Here is an 18,820-nt window from a genome sequence, read left to right as displayed (position 1 = left end):
ATGATTCCCGCATCCCCCACGGTCAAGGCACCCACGTCCGATAACTTCCTGCGGGCCATCGAGCTCACATCCGTTCCGGCACAGCATGCGGACGAAGCCTACGAGGCAGTAACGCAGTATGTGCCATGGCCCAAGTCCTATGGCGGGGACATGGTGGCCCAGTCGACGGCGGCCATGATGCGGTCCGTGAATTCGGACCGCAGCCTCCATTCGATGCACAGCTACTTCATGCGGCCCGTGGACGTCGAGTCGACCGTCCGCTACGAGGTCGAGCGGCTGCGCGATGGCCGCGGGTACTCCACCCGCAGCGTCCGGGGTTACCAGAACGGCAAAACCGTGTTCGCCGCAATGGGCTCCTTCCACGTGCCGGAAGCCGGTCCGGAGTACCAGCCCACCACCCCCGCTGACGTGGAACCCGAATCCCTCCGTTCCGCCGCCGACGCACTCGAGGGTGCACCGGGCGCGGCCGCTGCCTACTGGTCTGCCGGGCGGAGCTTCGACATGCGCCACATTCCCGGTCCGCTTTACGTCCAGGTGGAGGGCGAAAGCCAGCCCCACCAGGCGGTCTGGGTGAAGGCTTTTGACATGCTCCCGGATGCCGCCGATGCCCACGCGACCGCGGACCTGCACCGCACCGCGTTGGCTTATGTCTGCGACTACACCATCCTGGAACCGCTCCTTCGCGTCAATGATCTGCATTGGACCTCTCCGGGCCTGAGCACGGCCAGCCTGGACCACTCCATGTGGTTCCACCGTGATGGCCGCGCGGACGGCTGGATCCTCTACGCGCAGGAAGCCGTTTCGGTCCAGAACAACCGCGGACTGGCACTGGGCCGCTTCTTCGACAGGGACGGCAGGCTGCTCGCCACCGTGGCGCAAGAAGGCATGATCCGCCAAGCTTCCTGACACCAACCCAACCCATCAGACGCACTGAAAGGAGTGGCCATGACACCTGCTTACTCAGCCCATGTGGACACCTTTACCCGTGACCACCTTCCGCCCGCCAACATGTGGCCCACCCTCGAGTTCTCGTTGCCGGAGCTGCAGTACCCCGAAAAGCTCAACGCCGCTTCCGTGCTTATCGATGACGCAGTTTCAGAGCACGGGCCGGACCGTCCCGCACTGCACACCCCCGGCGGAACAACCTGGACCTACGGCGAACTCCAGAGGCGGGCCAACCAGGCAGCCCAGGTCCTCACCGAGGACTTCGGCGTGGTTCCCGGTAACCGGGTCCTGCTCCGCGGCCCCAACAACCCGTGGATCGTCGCGGCCTGGCTGGGAGTCCTGAAAGCCGGCGCCGTGGTTGTCACCACCATGCCCATCCTGCGGTCCTCCGAGGTGGCCACCCTGATTGCGCTCACCAAACCCGTCCTGGCGATCTCGGACCACCGTTTTATGGACGAACTGGCCCTGGCAGCCGGCGACGACGTCACTGTCGCCGCGTACGGCGGTACCGGTGACGCTGACTTCGTTGACCGCTGCGCCGCCAAGAGCGGCGAGTTCACCGCCGTGGAAACCGCGGCCGACGACGTCGCGCTCCTGGGGCCGACGTCGGGAACCACCGGCACGCCCAAGGTCACCATGCACTTCCACCGTGACATCCTCGCCAATGCAGACACTTTTGCCCGCCACATCCTCCAGCCCACCCCCGAGGATGTTTTCGCCGGCTCACCTCCCATCTCGTTCACGTTCGGCCTCGGCGGACTTGTGGTCTTCCCGTTGCGGTTCGGCGCCTCATCGCTCCTGACCGAACGCGCCGCCCCCGTGGAGCTCGCTGAGCAGGCCGCAGCCGCCGGCGTCACCATCCTTTTCACGGCGCCTACGGCGTACCGGGCCATCCTCAAGGCCGGCAGGGGCGAGCTCCTCGCCCGCCTGAGGATTGCGGTCTCCGCTGGCGAACACCTGCCCAAGGAAACCTGGGAGGCAGTGCACAACGCCACCGGCATCCGCCTGGTCAACGGCATCGGGTCCACTGAACTGCTCCATGTCTTCATTTCCGCAGCCGGAGATGACATCCGGCCGGGCACCACAGGTGTGGCCGTCCCCGGCTACCGCGCCACCATCCTGGACGAAGACGGCAACGAACTTGGCCCCAACCAGGCGGGCCGGCTCGCCGTCATCGGCCCCACCGGCTGCCGGTACCTTGATGACAAACGGCAGGCCAAATATGTGGTCAATGGCTGGAACGTCACGGGTGACACCTTCACCCGTGACGAAGAGGGGTACTTCACGTACCAGGCCCGGTCCGACAACATGATCATCTCCTCCGGCTACAACATCGGCGCTCCCGAAGTTGAAGCCGCAATCGACCAGCACCCTGACGTCGTTGAAAGCGCTGTCATTGCCCGGCCGGACCAGGAACGCGGCAGCGTGGTCTGCGCCTTCATCGTCCTGCGCGAGGGCGTGGATGCAGATGATGCCAAGCGCAAGGAGATCCAGGACTTCGTCAAAGCGACCATCGCCCCGTACAAGTACCCGCGGGACGTCCGGTTCACGTCTGAACTTCCCCGCAACCCCAGCGGCAAGCTGCAGCACTTCAAGCTGCGCGAGCGCCTCGAACACGACAACGACCAGCTGGCCGGCACAGCCGCCACCCACTCCTAGGAGCAGACCTTGAAGATCGCAATCGTCGGAGGCGGCCCTGGTGGCCTGTACTTCGCAGCACTGATGAAACAGCTGGACCGCTCCCACGACATCACCCTCTGGGAACGCAACGCCGCCTCGGACACCTTCGGCTTCGGCGTCGTATTTTCCGACGAAACCCTCGGCGGCATTGGCAACGCCGATCCCGTGGTTGCCGAATACATGAGCCGGCGGTTTGCCCGCTGGTCAGACATCGACATCCACTTCCGAGACGAAGTCCTGACAGTCGGCGGACAGGGCTTCGCTGCCATGAGTCGCAAAGAGCTGCTTGAACTGCTGCAGCGCCGCTGCGCCGAACTGGGCGTGGACGTCCGGTTCAGCACCCCCGCTCCGCCGATCGCCGAGCTGGAAGCCGGTTACGATCTGGTCCTCGCCTCCGACGGCATCAACTCGCAGATCCGGGCAACCTACGCGGAGTCCTTCGGCCCCAGCCTGGACCTCCGGCCCAACAAATTCATGTGGCTGGGCACCGACCAGGTCTTCGAGGCGTTCAAGTTTTTCGTCAAGGACACTGAATACGGCACCATGCAGATCCACGGCTACCCGTACTCCGACGAAGGCTCCACCTTCATCGTGGAAATGTCGCCTGACGTCTGGGAGGCCGCAGGCTTCGACGAGACCGCAGGCGACGTGTTCGCCCCGGGGATGTCCGATGAGAAGGCCATCAGCAAGATCCGCGCCATCTTCGCCGATGAACTTGCCGGCCACGAAATACTGGCCAACAACTCCAAGTGGCTGAACTTCACAACCGTCAAAAACCGCAGCTGGCGCCACGGGAACATCGTGCTCCTCGGCGATGCCGCGCACACAGCCCACTTCTCCATCGGTTCCGGCACCAAGCTGGCCATGGAAGACTCCCTCGCTCTGGCCGCCTGCCTCCACGAGCACCAGGACCTCGAAGCCGCCCTCGCGGCCTATGAGACCGAGCGCCGCCCCGTCGTCGAATCCACCCAACGCGCCGCCCAGGCGTCGCTGGAGTGGTTCGAACGGATCGGCCAGTACAAAAGCCAGGAGCCCACGCAGTTCGCGTTCAACCTGCTCACCCGCTCGCGCCGGATCACCCAGGAGAACCTGCGCCTGCGCGACCCCGAATTCGCGGAGACAGTGGACCGTAATTTCGCCGAATCCCAGGGTTTGGCGGAGATCGCCCCCGCGATGTTCCAGCCTTTCCGGATTGGCGGGCTGGAGCTCAAGAACCGCGTGGTTGTCTCGCCGATGGACATGTATTCCGCCGTGGACGGTATGCCAGGCGATTTCCACATGGTCCACCTCGGGTCCAAGGCACTCGGCGGTGCAGGCCTGGTGATGACCGAAATGGTCTGCGTGTCAGCTGAAGGGCGCATCACCCCCGGATGCTCGGGCATCTACACCGACGAACAGCGCGACAACTGGAAATCAATTGTTGAGTTTGTCCACGCCCGTTCGTCGGCGAAAATCGGCGTCCAGCTCGGCCACTCCGGCCGTAAAGGCTCCACCCGGCTCATGTGGGAAGGGATCGATCAGCCCCTGGAGAGCGGCAACTGGGAGCCCGTCGGTCCGTCTGCACTGCCCTATGGCCCGGGAAACCACATCCCCCGGGAGATCAGCCAGGCAGAAATGGAGAGCGTCAAGGCTGACTTTGTCGCTTCAGCACAGCGGGCAGCCGCGGCCGGGTTCGACCTGCTCGAGGTCCATGCGGCCCACGGCTACCTGCTCTCGTCCTTCCTCTCCCCCGTCTCCAACCAGCGCACCGACGAGTACGGCGGCAGCCTCGAGAACAGGCTGCGCTTCCCGCTTGAGGTCTTCGACGCCGTCCGTGCGGCTTGGCCGTCGCAGAAGCCTTTGACTGTGCGTATCTCGGCGACCGACTGGATCGAGGGCGGCAACACCTCGGACGACGCAATAGTGATCGCCCAGGCGTTTGTCGATCATGGTGCGGCAGGTATCGATGTCTCCACCGGGCAGGTCGCCAAGGAGGAAAAGCCCGCCTTCGGCAGGAGCTACCAGACGCCGTTCGCCGATAGGATCCGGCAGGAAGTTGCCGCCCCGGCAGGCGTTGCCGTCATCGCCGTCGGAGCCATCTCCACCTACGACGACGTCAATTCCGTTCTGCTCGCGGGCAGGGCTGACCTCGTGGCCCTGGGCCGCACCCACCTGTACGACCCGCAGTGGACCCTCCACGCCGCCGCGGAGCAGGAATACCAGGGCCCGGGTTCCCAGTGGATCCCGCAGTTCAAGGCCGGCCGTCGCAAGCCCCCGAGCGGCCGTACCGACGCCGTGCGCCCGCGGCTGTCCCTGCTCAAGGAACCTGACGCCATCGCCGTGGACGGGCACCTGCGGTGGACGCCGGGCGTCTCAGCTGCCGAGCCGGTCCTCGCCCAGTAGAGCTCTGAATCAGCGGCTCCGCGATGAGTTGTTTCGGCGTGATTGCCGCCGCGGAAACTCTGCAAGTCTTTGCCGACAGCTCTATCGCATTTCCGTGACGTCCGTTATGTTCATTACATAACGGACGTCACTCACAAGGGTTGCAAGGTCTCAGACCTACGTCCATCCACCAGCGCCACAGTCACCATTCACAACCACCGAAGGATTTTCATGGCTGCGTTGAATCACACCCAATGGCCCGTTCCACCGAAAACCACCAACCGCGTATTGTTCGCCTGCTGGCTGGCCATTCTTGCGGAGGGCTACGATGTTGGCGTTCTCGGCGCCATCATCCCCGCCCTCGCCGAGTACAAGGAATGGGACCTGAGCCCGCTGGAGCTCGGCGGCCTGGGGTCTTACGCCCTGATCGGTATGCTGATCGGTGCCATGACGATCGGCACTCTTTCAGACCGCGTCGGCCGCAAGAACATGTTGCTTCTGTCTGTGCTGATCTTCACCTCCACACAGCTGGGCGCCGCTTTGGCATCCACCCCTGAAATCTTCGGCCTGTTCCGGTTCCTGGGAGGTCTGGGCATGGGCGGCATCATCCCCGTGGCGGCCGCCCTCACCATCGAGTACTCAGCCCCCAAACGCAGGTCCTTCAACTACGGCATCATGTATTCCGGCTACTCATTCGGAATCCTCGCCGCAGCGCTGGTGGCCCTTGCCCTGCTGCCAACGCTCGGCTGGCGCTGGGTGATCGGCGTCGGGTTCATTCCCATCCTCCTCATCCCGATCCTGGCCTGGATTCTCCCGGAGTCCCTTGAGTTCCTGATGAGCAAGGGCCGCCGCGCCGAGGCCCAGCGCCTCGCAGGCAAGCTGGGTGTCACGCCGTTTATCGACAACGACTGGGCTCCGGCACCGGTTGCCGGGGCAGCCCTGAAGCCGGTGGGGTGGAAGCAGTCCCTGATGGCCCTGTTCTCCCGCGACTACATCCGGCCCACCGTCTTCTTCTGGGTTTCCCTGTTCTGCGGCATGGTCCTGGTCTACGGCCTCAACACCTGGCTGCCGACCATCATGCGGAAGGCCGGCTACGATCTGGGCTCATCCCTGACGTTCCTCGCAGTCTTCAGCCTCGCCTCGGCCATCGGTGGCATGGTGCTGGGCAAGGCCGCCGATGTCTACGGCAAGAAGCTCATCCTCGTCATGTTCTACGCCATCGGCGGCGTCGGCATTCTGCTGCTGATGTTCCCGAACAACATCTTCATCAACTACGTCTTCGTCGCCCTGGCCGGGGTGGGTTCAATCTCAACATCCCTTGTCCTCACCGGCTGGGTCGCCGATTACTACCCGTCCTATGCCCGGGCAACAGCCACCGGCTGGGCCCTCTCCTTTGCCCGGATCGGAGCGATTTCCGGACCCCTGATCGGCGGCTGGATCGGCTCTGCCCAACTTCCTTTCCAGTGGAACTTCATCGTCTTCGCGTTCGTGGCACTCCTGGCCGCCGGCGCGGTAGCAATGATCCCCCGAACGCCAGGCTCAACGCCTGGCATCGTCACAGATGCCTCGGACGAGCTGGAGCCTTCCACCGCAAAACAATGACGGACGCAGCCTGAAAAGCTGCCTGCAGCAGGGATCGGACGGTGCGCCCAGGCGCTCCGTCCGATCCTGCTTTAACCCCCCGGCCCCATCGGCCCCGCGTAACCAATACGTCCTCTTCCGCCAGTTCCTGGGCCAGGAAACGTGCCCGACACATCGCCTTTACATGACGATCGCAATGGAATGGTTATATGAGATCAGAGACCTACTCATGGAAGGAACGTCGTGGACCACGGACAATTTTGGAATCCCAAGACCGAAACAATGCCGCGGGACCAGCTCCGGCAGCTGCAACTCGCAAAGCTGCAGAAGCTGACCGCCTGGGCGGATGCCCGGAGTCCGTTCTACCGGAGGTCCTTCCGGCAGAACGGATTTGACCCCGAACAGCTGCAGTCCTGGAAAGACATCGAGCGCATCCCCTTCCTGACCCGCGAGGACTGGATGGACAGCCAGGAAAAGCACCCGCCCTACGGCGATCTTCCCGTGGCAGGAGCGGACGCCGCGATCCGGATCCACACCACCAGCGGAACGTCCGGAAAGACGCCCCTTCGCGCGCTGGACACCAGGAAAGACTGGTCATGGTCAGCTGAGATGTGGTGCTACGCGCTGTGGGGCGCAGGTGTCCGTCCGCATGACATCGGCTACGTGGCGTTCGGCTACGGGTCATTCATCGGATTCTGGGGCCTGCACAACGGTCTGGAAAAACTCGGCGCACTGACCATCCCCGGCGGAGCCCAGAGCACGTCCGCCCGCATCAAGCAGATCTTCGATTTCGGCGCCACTGTGGTTGCATCCACACCGACCTACGCACTGCGACTGGCCCAGGAGGCTGCCGCGCTCGGCCTCGACCTGAGGGGCGGGGCTGTCCGCACACTGATTCTCTCCGGTGAGCCCATGGCCAACGAAACCAAGGCCCTTATCGAGGAGCAGTGGGGTGCAAAGGCCTTTGATACCGCAGGGATGACGGAGATCTCCTCAATTTTCATGTTTGAGCCGGCTAACCAGCCCGGCGGTTGCCACATCATCGAGGACCACTTCATTGAACAGGTCATCGATCCGGACACCGGCCTGGAACTGCCTTATGGCGAGGCCGGCGAGCGCGTCAGCACATCCTTCGGGCGCAGCATCATCCCGCTGATCCGGTACCGGACCGCCGACAAGGTGGTCAAGGTGCCGGCCTCCACCGCCGCCAACGGAAGGACCTGGGACCTGTATGAGGGCGGCATCCTGGGACGGGTGGACGACATGAAACTGGTCCGCGGCACAAACGTCTACATGCGCGCCGTCGAAGGAATAGTTCGCACCTTCCCGGCCGTGGAGGAATTCCAGGTCAAAATCATCCGCGAGGGAATCCGTGATGAAATCATCCTCGCGACTGAACTTGCACCCTCTGTCACCCCGGACATCTGGGCGGCCATGAGCCGGGAAATGTCCGCTAGCCTGGCTGATGCCCACGAGGGCCTGCGCTTTATTCTGGAACGAGCAGAACCCGGCTCCCTCCCCCGCTTTGAACTGAAGGCAAAACGCCTGGTCGACGCCAGGGGCGCCAATGCCTAAGGAAAGTAGCACTATGGAAACGGATCTCCTGGGCACGCCGCTTACTCGAGCGGAAAGCCGCCTGCTGCACGTCTACACCGCACTGAAAAGCCTTGCGGAGGAACAGGATCTTCCTCCCTGCGTGTCAGCAAACGTCCGCACTGCCCTCTCCAGTGTGGCGGTTGCCGTCACCAGCCTGGCGCTCGAATATGAGCACCTCATCGACCAGCAGTGCTGACGACGCCGAGGCTCACCAGGGCGGCGCCCTCACCCTCGGCGAAAACGGCCAGGGACGTGCTTGTGTCACTGGGGAAGATCTGGTCCGTGATGGTAACCAACCCGTCCTGGGCGAAGACTTCCACCGAGCAGCGGTCCAGGAAAACCTGAAGCCGCAACCGGCCATCCTCCAGCGCCACGGGGACCCGCTCCACGGAGGCAAAGTCTTCGTGGAAGCGGGTCTCCCCGGAGGCTGTCCGGTCCAGGCGAAGCACCCCTTCGGCGACGTTGTAGGCCAGGACAGTCCGCTCGCCGGGGCCTTCGCGCAACACCAGGCCAACCTCGTTTGCCGTGCCGGGCATGAACTCGGCATCGATCCGCAGCACATCTGCGGGACCCTCCACGGTCAGAGGGTAAGAACCGGAGAGCTGCTGCGGCGCGAGGGCGCACACAACATCACCGGTTCCCGCAAAGGGATCAACCGGCTGCTGCTTCAGCACCACCTTCCCGGCCAGCCCCGCTTGCCCGGACTCCCGGACAAGGGTGACTTCCCGTACCAGGGTCATGGCGCCCCGCCAGCCGCCGGTGGGCGTCAGCGCGCCGTATTGCCAGTTGTTCATCCAACCGATCATGAGCCTGCGTCCGTCCGGAGCATTGCTGAAGGACACGGCGGCGTAGTAGTCCCGGCCCCAATCGAGCCAGCAGTACTCCCCCATCCTGCTGCCGTCCTGCTGCATCCCCTCGGTGACCGTACTTTCGGAACGGAACCGGACGCCGTCGAACTCTCCGAGGAAGTACTGGCCGCCGGAACCCCCGGCAATCCCGCCGGGGTTCAGGTTCACCACCAGCACCCACTTGGAGGTGCCGGGTTCCCCTTCGACCGGCAGTTCAAAAAGGTCCGGGCACTCCCATACTCCGCCGGTGGCATTGGCCGGGCCGAAGGTGCTCAGATACTCCCAGGTCACCAGGTCCCGGGACTTGTAGAGGAGAACCTCGCGGTCCACCGCCTCCACCGCCACCATGACCCAGTAACGCTCCGCCCCGCCGTCGTACCAGAAGACCTTCGGGTCACGGAACTCCGTAGACGCCCGGTCCAGCACGGGGTTCCCCGCGTATTTCAGCCAGGTGGCGCCGTCGTCGACACTGTATGCGAGGGACTGCGCCTGGCGTCCCGCCAGCGGGGACCCTTCGGAGTAGGCGCTGGTGTAGATGGCCACCAGCGGTGCGGTGCCCGGGGCTCCGAAGCCGCTGGTGTTATGGACGTCCACGACGGCGGAGCCTGAGAAAATGGCTTCCTCCCCGTCGCACCCGATGGCCACCGGCTGCTCGTCCCAGTGCACCAGATCCGCTGAGGTGGCATGGCCCCAGGACATGTTGCCCCAGTCCGCGCTGTGCGGGTTGTGCTGGTAGAAGAGGTGGTAGACGCCGTTGGAGTAGAGCAGTCCGTTGGGATCGTTCAGCCAGTTGCGCGCTGCCGTGAAGTGGTACTCCGGCCGGAACCGGGAGTCTATGGTGAGGCCTGATGCCATGGCTGAGGGTTCTTCTTTCGAACTGAGGGCTGAGGTCATGGCGGGCGTCAGCCCTTGACGCCGCTGGAGGCGATGCTGTTGATGAAGGACTTCTGGAAAGCGATGAAGAGGATCACCACGGGCACGGTGATGAGCGAGGCGTACGCCATGACTTCGCCCCAGGAGACGTTGAGCTGGAAGAAGTACTGGATGCCGATCATCACAGGCCGCAGCTCCTCCGACTGGACCACCATGAGCGGCCAGAGGTAGGAGTTCCAGGCGGGCAGGAACGTCAGGATGGCCACTGTGGCCGTGGCCGGACCGGCGAGGGGCATGACCACCTGCCGGTAGATTTTGAACCACCCGGCGCCGTCGATCCGGGCCGCTTCATCGAGTTCCTTGGGAATGGACTCAAAGTACTGGTGGTACAGGTAGATGGAGAACGCATTGGCAATGAAAGGGATGATCTGGACCTGATAGGTGTCCAGCCAGCCTTTCGAGAACTCCAGGCTGAATCCGTCCAGCTCAAAGTAGGGCAGCTGGTTGACCCACCACACCAGCGGCAGTGCCAGGGTCTGGAACGGCACAATCAGGGTGGCGAGGATGGCACTGAACACGATCCGCTTGCCGCGGACCTCCATGCGGGAGAGTGCGAAGGCGCAGAGGCTGTTGACGAAGATGCCCAGCACCACCGTCACCGCCGAGACTCCGATGGAGTTGATCAGGAAACGGGCGGCGGGCACTCGGTCGAACACCGCGGCGTAGTTGTCGAAGGAGATGTTTCCGATCGGCAGGAAGGCCGCCACGGAGGACATGTCACCGAAGATCTGCTGGTCCGGTTTGAGGGAGGACACCAGCATGAACACGATGGGGAAAACGGCGACGGCGGCGAACAGGATGCGTACAGCCATGGTCCCCAGGCTGGTCAGGTTCGTGGAAATGAAGGTCGGTTTCACGTCAGTCCTTCTCTCGGGTCAGGTAGCGCTGCACTGCGGAAACCAGCAGCACGAGGACGAAGAATACGAGCGAGATGGCCGAGGCGTAGGAGGTTTCCTGCTGCTTGAACCCGGACCGCACTGCCTCGTAGATGATGGTGGTGGTGGAATCCAGGGGACCGCCCTGGGTCATCACGCTGACCTGGTCAAAGAGCCCCAGCGCCTGGATGGTGATGGTCACCAGGACCAGGCTGCGGGTGTGCTTCAGGCCTGGCCAGGTGACGAACCGGAACTGCTGCCAGTGGCTGGCGCCGTCCAGCTGCGCAGCCTCGTACAGCTCACCTGGAACGCTTTGAAGCCCGGCCAGCCAGATGATCATGTGGAACCCGGCCGCCTGCCAGATCGACAGGGCGATGATGGCCGGCATGGCCGTGGCAGGGTCGTTGAGCCAGTCTGCGCCCTGGATGAGGCCGAAGCTGAACGTGGAGAGCATCTCGTTGATCAGGCCTTCCCGGCGGTACATGAACATCCACAGCAGCGATACCACCACCATGGAGGTGACCACCGGCAGGAAGTAGATGGTGCGGAAGAAGTTCACGCCGCGGAACTTCTTGTTGATGAGCAGGGCCATGGCCAGGGCCAGGGCGGACTGCACCGGCACCACGATCACCGCAAAGTACGTGACGTTCAGCAATGCGCGCCAGAACGTGGGATCGGCGAAGAGCCGGGCGAAGTTGTCCGCGCCCACGAACTCCACGGGCCGCGGGGAAATCAGGCGGGCGTTGGTGAAGGCCAGGCCGAAGCCCATGATTGCGGGCAGGAACACAAACAGCAGGAGTAGGGCGGCCGCAGGGGCGATCATGCCCCAGCCGCTGATCTGGTCGCGGAGGAAGCCGGGGCGTGATCGGCGGGGGCGGGTTGGGCCGCTTTCAACGGCCGGTTCGGTAACGGCCTGGGGTGGACGGGTGGGGAGTGGGCTGAGTGTCATGCGAGTCTCCTTGGGGAGGATCGGGGGTACGGACGACGGCGGCGCGTGCCCGCCGTCGTCGTACCGCCTGATCGCTGGCTATTTCTGGTAGCCGCCGTTGGACTTGATGTTGGCGTCAATTGCCTTGGCTGCCTTGTCCAGCGCACCCTGGGGATCGGCTCCGGCAAGGACGTCCTGGGCTGCCTTGCCGAATTCGGTGGCAATGAACGGATAAGCGGGGGTCTCCGGCCGCATCACGGCGTAGTTGCGGGAGAACTCCATGAAGATGCGGTTGGCGCCGCCTTCGGCGAAGGCCGGGATCAGTGCGGCGGCGTCGTTGGTCGCGGGGATGGTGCCGGTGGCCTTGGCCACGGCGGCGAGGTTCTCCGGCTTCAGGGAATAGGAGAGGTAGTCCATGGCGGCCTCGGCATTTTCGCAGCCGCTGGTCACGCCCCACTGCCAGGACGCGCCGCCGATCTTGGGGCCGTTGCCGAGGTCCACGGTGGGCATAACCACCAGGTCATCGCCAAGAGCGGCTTTGGCTTTATCCGCGGCCCAGGAACCGGTGTACAGGATGGCGCTCTTGTTGTTCAGGAAGTCCTGGGTGGAGTCCTTTCCGCTCTTCTGGGCCATAAAGCCCTGGTCCACAAGGCCACGGAACCAGCCGGCCCACTCAACGGCTTTATCCCCGTTGAGGACGCCGTCCGCTGACTGGAAGCCATCGCGGTTGATGAGGTCCCCGCCGAAGGACTGCAGCAGGGGCGAGTAAGCGTAGGGCAGCCATTCACCGGTGCCGGCGGTTCCCATGTCCAGCGGGTGTTCCCATTTGCCCAGGGCCTTGAGCTTGCTGAGCGCATCCTCGAACTCGACGGCGGTCCACGGTTCCTCGATGGTGGCCACGCGCACGCCGGCTGCTTTGAGGTCCGAGGCACGGGCCATCATGGCCAGGGCGACATCGTAGTAACCCACCGCGTAGGTTTCCCCCTCCCACTTGGCCACAGTGCTGGGGAGGTTGCCGGTGAGATCGGCGGACAGTTTCAGGGGCTGAAGGTATTCGGCCCAGGCCCAGTTGGGAACGTTGGGACCGTCGATGTCCACGATGCACGGGAGGTTCCCGGCCGATGCGGCAGACACCACTGAGTCGTTGTAGGAATCCTGGGGGAAAGCCTGGACCTTGACCTTGGCCTTCGCGTCGCTGCTGCTGTTGTAGGCGGCAACGACATCCTCAATGGCCTTCAGCTCCTCGGGATTCCCTGCGTTGTGGGTCCACATGGTGATTTCGTTGGCGCCCTCCGAGGAGGATGAGGCGCTTCCCTTGCTGCAGGCGCCCAGGGTGCCCAGGAGTGAAGCTGCCGCTAGGCTGGTGGCCAGGATACGGGTGAATCGCTTGTTCATGGTTGAGTCTTTCTGCTGATTTCGTGCGTGGATGAGTAGCCCGTGTCCGTGAGGGGCGTAGCCGGTGCAACGGCTGCGTCCCTTGTTTTGCCGGAAACGGGGTTCGTGACGTGTTTTGGGTATTAACGGCTGGATTCCTGGCAGTCTGCGCAGGTCCTGGAGCGGGCTTAGAGCGGTGGAGGGCCTACCGAACCGCGGTGGACCACCGGGCAGGCAAGCTTTTCCTGGACCGCCGGCGCGCCTGACCCTTCGATATCGTTGAGAAGCCGGACCACTGCCCAGCGCCCCATCTCGTAGTGCGGCAGCGCCACCGTGGTGAGCCCTGGCCACAGGGCGTCGGCGATGAGCTCCAGGTTGTCCATTCCGACAATCGAGACATCTTCGGGGATCCGCAGCCCCAGCGCCGAGGCCGCCTGGTAAGCGCCCATTGCCACCCTGTCGCTGAAGCAGAACAGAGCCGACGGCCGGTCCGGGAGCGCCAGCAGAGCCAGCGCCGTTTCGCGCCCTCCCGCGGTGTCCGCCACCCCGGCGGTGATATGCCGCAGATCAGGTGTCACGCCGTGCCGGCGGAGCGCATCGTGGAATCCCTCCAGGCGGCCGTGGGTTGCCGGGATGTCGTCCACGTTGTTGATCATTCCGATCCGGGTGTGGCCCGCGCTGATCAGGGTTTCCACGGCCGCCTCGGCGGCTGCGATCTCGTCCGGCACCACAGAGGAGACGGACGTATCGGAGGAGACTGCATCGAGGAGGACTGTGGGCAGTCCGTCCAGTTCCTCCGGAAGCACAACTCCCTGGTGGTACATCTTGGCGTAGACGATGCCGTCCACCTGGTGCTGCTGGAGCATGCGGATTTCGCGTTGTTCCAGTTCGCTGTCCAGCCCGGAATTGACCACCATCAGCACGTAGCCGCGTTCGTAGGCGGCATCCTGGGCCCCTCGGATCATCGCGCCGGCAAAAGGGGTGGTGGTGATTTCGTCGCTCACCAGGCCGAGGATCTGCGACCTCTGGTTGCGCAGTCCACTGGCGAGCCTGTTGGGTGCGTAGCCGAGATCCTTCGCCACAGCGCGCACGTGCTGCTGGGTCTGGGGGTTGACCCTGGAGCTGGTGGCTTCATTGAGGGCGTGGGAAACCGTGGTCACTGAAACTCCGGCGGCTTTGGCCACTTCCCGGATGCCGATCTTTGTCGCCATTGACCCGTCCTTTGCAAAACGTTTTGCTTGTTGTGTTGATCACAGTAGCCAAAACGTTTTGCATCTGTCAAGGGCCTGGGCTCAATCGCTCGAAAATCCTCGGCATCACAAACGGAAGCGGGCGACGGCGGAACCTCCCGCCGTCGCCCGCTTTGCCAAGTGCCGCGCCCCTTAAGTGCCACTCCCTACAGGGCCGACCAGCCGCCGTCGGACGCCAGGACGGCGCCGTTGAGGTTGGTGCCGTCGTCGCTCAGTAGGAATGTGATCGAGGCGGCGAGCTGCGCCGAGGTGGCGGGCGCGGGGATGTTGACCTGCATCAGCGGACCGAGGCGCTCGGCCGCCAGCTGCGATCCCCAGTTGGCGACGATGTTGGTGATGGTAGCGCCGGGAGCCACGGCGTTGAAGCGCAGGCCCTTCGGCCCGTACATCACGGCCGAGTTCTTGGTGAGGCCGATGACGGCATGCTTGGACGCGGTGTACGCGGCGCCGGCGGCGGATCCGCGCAGGCCAGCCTCGGAGGACACGTTGACCACGGAGCCTGTCCCTGCGTCGAGCATCAGCGGCACCACGGCGCGGGTCAGGCGCATGAGGGCGGTGACGTTGATCCGGAAGACGCGGTCCCAGGTTTCGTCGTCCACTTCGTGGATCGGGGCGAAGCTGTCCATAATGCCGGCCACGTTCGCGAGGGCGTCAACACGTCCGGCGGCGGCAGCGATGACGGCAGCAACGGTCTCCTCGGTGGAGATGTCGCCGGCCACGGGGACCAGGTCCAGCCCGGCGTTCTCGGCGACCAGGTTGTCCAGGCGCTCCTTGCTGATGTCGGCCGCGATGACCTTGCCGCCCTCCTTGGCGATGCGCAGCGCGGTGGCCAGCCCGATGCCCGACCCGGCGCCCGTCACGATGACTGTTTTTCCGGCGAAACGGCCGTTGGTGACGGCCTCCTGCCATGCGGCTTCGTTGCCCATGATGTCCTTCCAAACGTTGATGGAGCTGATGCCAACCACCTTATGACACCCTGTGTCATTATGTAAGGGTGAATACTGGTGGCATGCCTTCGGAAGCCGTGACCGCTGCCCCGCCACGCTCCATGGGCCGGCCGGTGACCATCGATCCCGACGCCGTTGCCGCCATCGCGCTGCGGCTTTTCGCCGAGCGCGGGTATGAGCAGACCTCCATGGAGGACATCGCCCGCGAGGCCGGTATTGGCCGCAAAAGCCTGTACCGGTACTTCTCCAGCAAGGCGGAACTGATCTGGGGAGGGATGGAGCCCGTGGTCGAGGCATCCGCGCGGGTTCTGGGCGCAGACCCGGAATCAGCCGCCGACGGCGACATCCTGGCGGGGCTGCGTGAGGCGGCTGTTGCGGGGGTTGCCGTGCTGCCCGATCTCGCGGTGACGCGCGGCCGGCTGCGCCTCATCGCCGAACACCCCGAACTTGGCAGCCAGAGCTACGCGTCCCTGGCACCGCAGCGTGAGGTGGCCCGGGCCTACCTGGCCGCGGCCGGTGTTCGCGAAGATGTGGCCGGGTATTTGTGTGCCGCGTATCTCGGGGCGACGCTCGAGGCGTGGATGCAGTGGGCCGCCGGAACCGACCCCGATCCGGTGCCGTATCTGGAGGCGGCCGTCGCGGTGCTGCGGGTACCGGCTTCCTAATCCACTGCGGAGAGAAGCCGGTCAGACGTGCTGGTCAAACAGCACCGGGTTTCCGTCGGGGTCCACGAGCATACAGCTCGCGGGGCCGGTGGTTGATTCGTCCGCCTCGGAGAGGAACTCCATGCCCTTGGCTTTGAGTTCCTGCTGGAGTTCGCGGACATCGGTGAACGATTCCACGGCTTCCGCATTCTGGTTCCAGCCCGGGTTGAAGGTGAGCATGTTCTGCTCAAACATCCCCTGGAAGAGGCCGATGACCGTCTCGCCGTTCTTCAGGATCAGCCAGTTCTGCGTGATGTCGCCGCCGAAACTGCTGAAGCCAAGCTTCTCGTAGAACGCAGCTGAAGCCGCGATGTCCTTGACGGTGAGGCTGATCGAAAACGCGCCGAGCTGCATGGTCACTCCACTCTCAAAGGGACGGATGCCTCCGATGATACGGCGTGGAGCGGACGACGGCGGGCCCTCCCGCCGTCGTCGGTTTCCGTTTGCCAGGCGCTCTCGGAGATCAGCAGGCTTAAGCTGATACCAGCATTTCTCTTCCAGCGCCGGGAGGTCATCATGGACACGGAAACCGCCGAAGTGGTCGATCATGATGTCACCACCATCACCTGCGTGTGCGGCAATACCGTCAGCAAGGACGGCTTGATCCAGGCCAACTCAGAAGGCGTACCGGTTTACATCGGCGAAAACACCGCCGTCCCCGCGGGACTGGCACCATGGCCTGAGGATGAGGACCTCTACACCCTGTGCCCGTCCTGCGGCCGGGTGTACCGTGACGCGGTTATCGAAGAGACCGGGACCGCACCCGTTGCTTTCCGGGTGGACGCCGCCGCCGGTCCGATTGCCGAGGCCATCCGGGTCCATTGGGAACTCAGCACCTAAGCTGTACGAATGAATGAGGCCGTCCCACCGTCCCGCAGGCCCGGCATCCGCGCTGCGATGTTCGTTGACTTCGACAATGTGTTCACCGGCCTGCAGGCCCTGGACCCACTGGCGGCGAAGCGGTTTGCGGAGGACCCCAAGCACTGGGCCGATGCGTTGTCGGCAGGGGGTGCGGGCGAGGGTGCCCGCCGCTTCCTGATCCGCAACTGCTACCTGAACCCGATGGTGTACTCGAAGTACCGGACCTACTGGACCCGCGCCGGGTTCCGCGTGATCGACTGCCCGTCGCTGACGCAGCGGGGCAAGAGCAGCACGGACATCAACCTGGTGCTGGACGCCATGGACGCACTGTCGGGCAACGGCGGGATCGAAGAGTTCTTCATCGCCTCGGCCGATGCCGATTTCACCTCCCTGATCCAGCGGTTCCGGGCCGCGGACAGGATGACCACAGTCATCGCTGCCGGCGCCGTGGCCTTCGCGTACCGGGAGATGGCGGACCACGTGGTGGAGTCCCACGACTTCGTCGCCATCCTCAACGGCACGGCGGTGGAGCCGGCGCGTGCCGTGGCGCCCGGTAAGCAGCAGAACGCCCCGGCCGCAGCAAAGACCAAGGCCAAGGCGGCCTCCCCCGCCATCCGTGAGGTCCTCGATTTCGTCCGCACCGCTCCCGGGCCGGTGGTCGGCGCGCTGGTGGCGCACAGGGCCCTCACGGCCGATCCTTCCCTGAAGACGGACTGGGGCGGCTACGGAAAGTTCGGGACCTGGATCTCCCAGATCGGCCAAGATGTTGAGTATTCGCCGGCGCAGGGCGGCTGGGTGTGGGACGCAAAGAGGTTCTCGAGTGAGGATCTCCCCGCGCCTGCTGAAGTGCAGCCCGGCATCGAGGAGCAGGTCAGCAGGGTGACGGACGTGCCGGCACTGTCCGAGGCCCAGTTCCGCCAGATGTTCCAGGCCCTGGAAACCAGGCTGCGGGAACACCCCACCAGCCGCACCGAACTCTCCCGGCTGGTGCGGGACGACTGCGTCAGCGCGGGGCAACCCGTCTCCCGGAACGCCGTCGGCTTTGTCCTTCAAGGCCTGGCCTACGTCAATTTCCCGCTCAATGACGAGCCAACGGCGGCAGAGCTGGCAGCAGCGTGGACCGCGAACGTTGAGGAACTCTGCCGGGTGGCGCTGCTGGAGTTCGACGCCGGCGAGAAGCTCGCCGTGCGGCGCTGGGCCAGCGGCGGCCTGGTAGGCGCCTGAGAACAGAAACGGCGCTCGACGGCGGGACCTCCCGCCGTCGACCGCTTGCTTAGGTGGCTGTTTCCGTCTCCGCCAGCCTGATCATGCGCAGCTCGGCGGCCACGGCGCGGGACGGCCAATAGTTGTGGGCGAGTTCCCTCGCATGTCCCTGGTCTACTCCCGGGAAGATCTTTCCGAGCAGCTCCGCCGAGTAGAGCAGCGCGGTCAGTGCCCTGGTACGCGGATCGGCTGACCCGCCGCTGAGGGCGGCCCCGACCTTCTCCAGCAGCGCCGCCTCCGGAGCGTGGTCTTTCTCCGGGTAGCGCGTCCTCCTGAACAGGCCAAGGCGCCTCTCGCCCACCTGGCCCACGATGCCCAACGACGCCAGCCCTTCATAGACACGGCGCAGCTCGGCACGGCTTTCCAGCATGGAAACCCAGCGCTTGGGGGTGTGCGGGCGCGATCCGTCCCGGATGAGTTCCAGTTGGTTCCCGAAATCGGTCTGCGGGGATGTGCCGGTGGCCCGGACGTGCTTTCCATGCAACTCGATGGCACCGAGCAGTTCCAGCTCGGCCAGTATCGCGCCGGACAAAGCGGCAGTCAGCACGGCGTGCGGAACGGCGGACTTGCCGTCATGGTCGGTGGTCGCCAGCAGAAGCAGGGCCTGGGGAAGGTTCAGCTCGTCTGCCTTTGGCATCTCGGCATTCATAGGATCATGGTGAACCCCCAACGCC

At 64.5% G+C, this 18,820-nt stretch carries 17 protein-coding genes; 9 read left to right on the top strand and 8 right to left on the bottom strand.

Going from position 1 to position 18,820, the window contains the following annotated elements; all coding sequences use genetic code 11:
- The 6 genes from AC1MCA_RS13045 to AC1MCA_RS13020 all read left to right on the top strand — a co-directional run bounded on the left by AC1MCA_RS13045 (position 1) and on the right by AC1MCA_RS13020 (position 8,359).
- Positions 1-906 (top strand): acyl-CoA thioesterase, encoded by a 906-nt coding sequence (locus tag AC1MCA_RS13045; RefSeq protein ID WP_479797885.1) that lies wholly within the window; start codon positions 1-3, stop codon positions 904-906.
- Positions 907-945: 39 nt separating this feature from the next.
- The gene (locus tag AC1MCA_RS13040) at positions 946-2,604 is read left to right on the top strand and encodes an AMP-binding protein (protein WP_479797883.1); all 1,659 of its coding nucleotides are present in this window, start codon (positions 946-948) and stop codon (positions 2,602-2,604) included.
- A 9-nt stretch (positions 2,605-2,613) separates the two neighbouring features.
- On the top strand, positions 2,614-5,007 hold the full coding sequence (locus AC1MCA_RS13035) for a bifunctional salicylyl-CoA 5-hydroxylase/oxidoreductase (protein WP_479797882.1): 2,394 nt from the start codon (positions 2,614-2,616) through the stop codon (positions 5,005-5,007).
- A gap of 210 nt (positions 5,008-5,217) precedes the next feature.
- Positions 5,218-6,588, top strand: coding sequence for an MFS transporter (locus AC1MCA_RS13030; protein ID WP_479797881.1), 1,371 nt, complete (start codon positions 5,218-5,220; stop codon positions 6,586-6,588).
- A gap of 222 nt (positions 6,589-6,810) precedes the next feature.
- Complete coding sequence (locus AC1MCA_RS13025; RefSeq protein WP_479797880.1) at positions 6,811-8,142, top strand: phenylacetate--CoA ligase family protein; 1,332 nt, start codon at positions 6,811-6,813, stop codon at positions 8,140-8,142.
- Positions 8,143-8,155: 13 nt separating this feature from the next.
- Positions 8,156-8,359: a hypothetical protein gene (locus AC1MCA_RS13020; protein WP_479797879.1), complete on the top strand. Its 204-nt coding sequence runs from the start codon at positions 8,156-8,158 to the stop codon at positions 8,357-8,359.
- Here the strand turns inward: AC1MCA_RS13020 and AC1MCA_RS13015 are convergent.
- From AC1MCA_RS13015 to AC1MCA_RS12990, 6 genes are all read right to left on the bottom strand, one after another.
- The gene (locus AC1MCA_RS13015; RefSeq protein WP_479797878.1) at positions 8,340-9,866 is read right to left on the bottom strand and encodes a glycoside hydrolase family 32 protein; all 1,527 of its coding nucleotides are present in this window, start codon (positions 9,864-9,866) and stop codon (positions 8,340-8,342) included. The two genes, AC1MCA_RS13020 and AC1MCA_RS13015, sit on opposite strands and share 20 nt — an antisense overlap.
- 47 nt (positions 9,867-9,913) lie before the next feature.
- Positions 9,914-10,756, bottom strand: a complete 843-nt coding sequence (locus AC1MCA_RS13010; RefSeq protein ID WP_479803389.1) for a carbohydrate ABC transporter permease — start codon at positions 10,754-10,756, stop codon at positions 9,914-9,916.
- 46 nt (positions 10,757-10,802) lie between these two features.
- Positions 10,803-11,768, bottom strand: coding sequence for a carbohydrate ABC transporter permease (locus AC1MCA_RS13005; protein ID WP_479797877.1), 966 nt, complete (start codon positions 11,766-11,768; stop codon positions 10,803-10,805).
- Positions 11,769-11,846: 78 nt separating this feature from the next.
- Positions 11,847-13,142 (bottom strand): sugar ABC transporter substrate-binding protein, encoded by a 1,296-nt coding sequence (locus AC1MCA_RS13000; RefSeq protein WP_479797876.1) that lies wholly within the window; start codon positions 13,140-13,142, stop codon positions 11,847-11,849.
- 167 nt (positions 13,143-13,309) lie between these two features.
- Positions 13,310-14,332, bottom strand: coding sequence for a LacI family DNA-binding transcriptional regulator (locus AC1MCA_RS12995; protein ID WP_479797875.1), 1,023 nt, complete (start codon positions 14,330-14,332; stop codon positions 13,310-13,312).
- A gap of 185 nt (positions 14,333-14,517) precedes the next feature.
- Positions 14,518-15,297 carry an SDR family NAD(P)-dependent oxidoreductase gene (locus AC1MCA_RS12990; protein WP_479803387.1) on the bottom strand — a complete coding sequence of 260 codons (780 nt, stop codon included), beginning with the start codon at positions 15,295-15,297 and terminating at the stop codon, positions 14,518-14,520.
- A gap of 83 nt (positions 15,298-15,380) precedes the next feature.
- Between AC1MCA_RS12990 and AC1MCA_RS12985 the strand changes: the two genes are divergently transcribed.
- Positions 15,381-15,983 carry a TetR/AcrR family transcriptional regulator gene (locus AC1MCA_RS12985; protein ID WP_479797874.1) on the top strand — a complete coding sequence of 201 codons (603 nt, stop codon included), beginning with the start codon at positions 15,381-15,383 and terminating at the stop codon, positions 15,981-15,983.
- 21 nt (positions 15,984-16,004) lie between these two features.
- Here the strand turns inward: AC1MCA_RS12985 and AC1MCA_RS12980 are convergent, their stop codons facing one another.
- Positions 16,005-16,376 (bottom strand): VOC family protein, encoded by a 372-nt coding sequence (locus AC1MCA_RS12980; protein ID WP_479803385.1) that lies wholly within the window; start codon positions 16,374-16,376, stop codon positions 16,005-16,007.
- 162 nt (positions 16,377-16,538) lie between these two features.
- Between AC1MCA_RS12980 and AC1MCA_RS12975 the strand changes: the two genes are divergently transcribed.
- Both AC1MCA_RS12975 and AC1MCA_RS12970 read left to right on the top strand, forming a co-directional pair.
- Positions 16,539-16,862: a hypothetical protein gene (locus AC1MCA_RS12975; RefSeq protein ID WP_479797873.1), complete on the top strand. Its 324-nt coding sequence runs from the start codon at positions 16,539-16,541 to the stop codon at positions 16,860-16,862.
- A gap of 9 nt (positions 16,863-16,871) precedes the next feature.
- A complete protein-coding gene (locus tag AC1MCA_RS12970) occupies positions 16,872-18,107 on the top strand; it encodes an NYN domain-containing protein (RefSeq protein WP_479797872.1) in 1,236 nt (411 codons plus the stop codon).
- Positions 18,108-18,156: 49 nt separating this feature from the next.
- Here the strand turns inward: AC1MCA_RS12970 and AC1MCA_RS12965 are convergent, their stop codons facing one another.
- Positions 18,157-18,795, bottom strand: a complete 639-nt coding sequence (locus AC1MCA_RS12965; protein ID WP_479797871.1) for a GOLPH3/VPS74 family protein — start codon at positions 18,793-18,795, stop codon at positions 18,157-18,159.
- Positions 18,796-18,820: the final 25 nt, after the last annotated feature.

This window comes from Arthrobacter sp. BK1, from assembly GCF_056680055.1.
The sequence above is the reverse complement of the archived record's forward strand: the minus strand, read 5'-3'. Positions and strand labels throughout refer to the sequence as shown.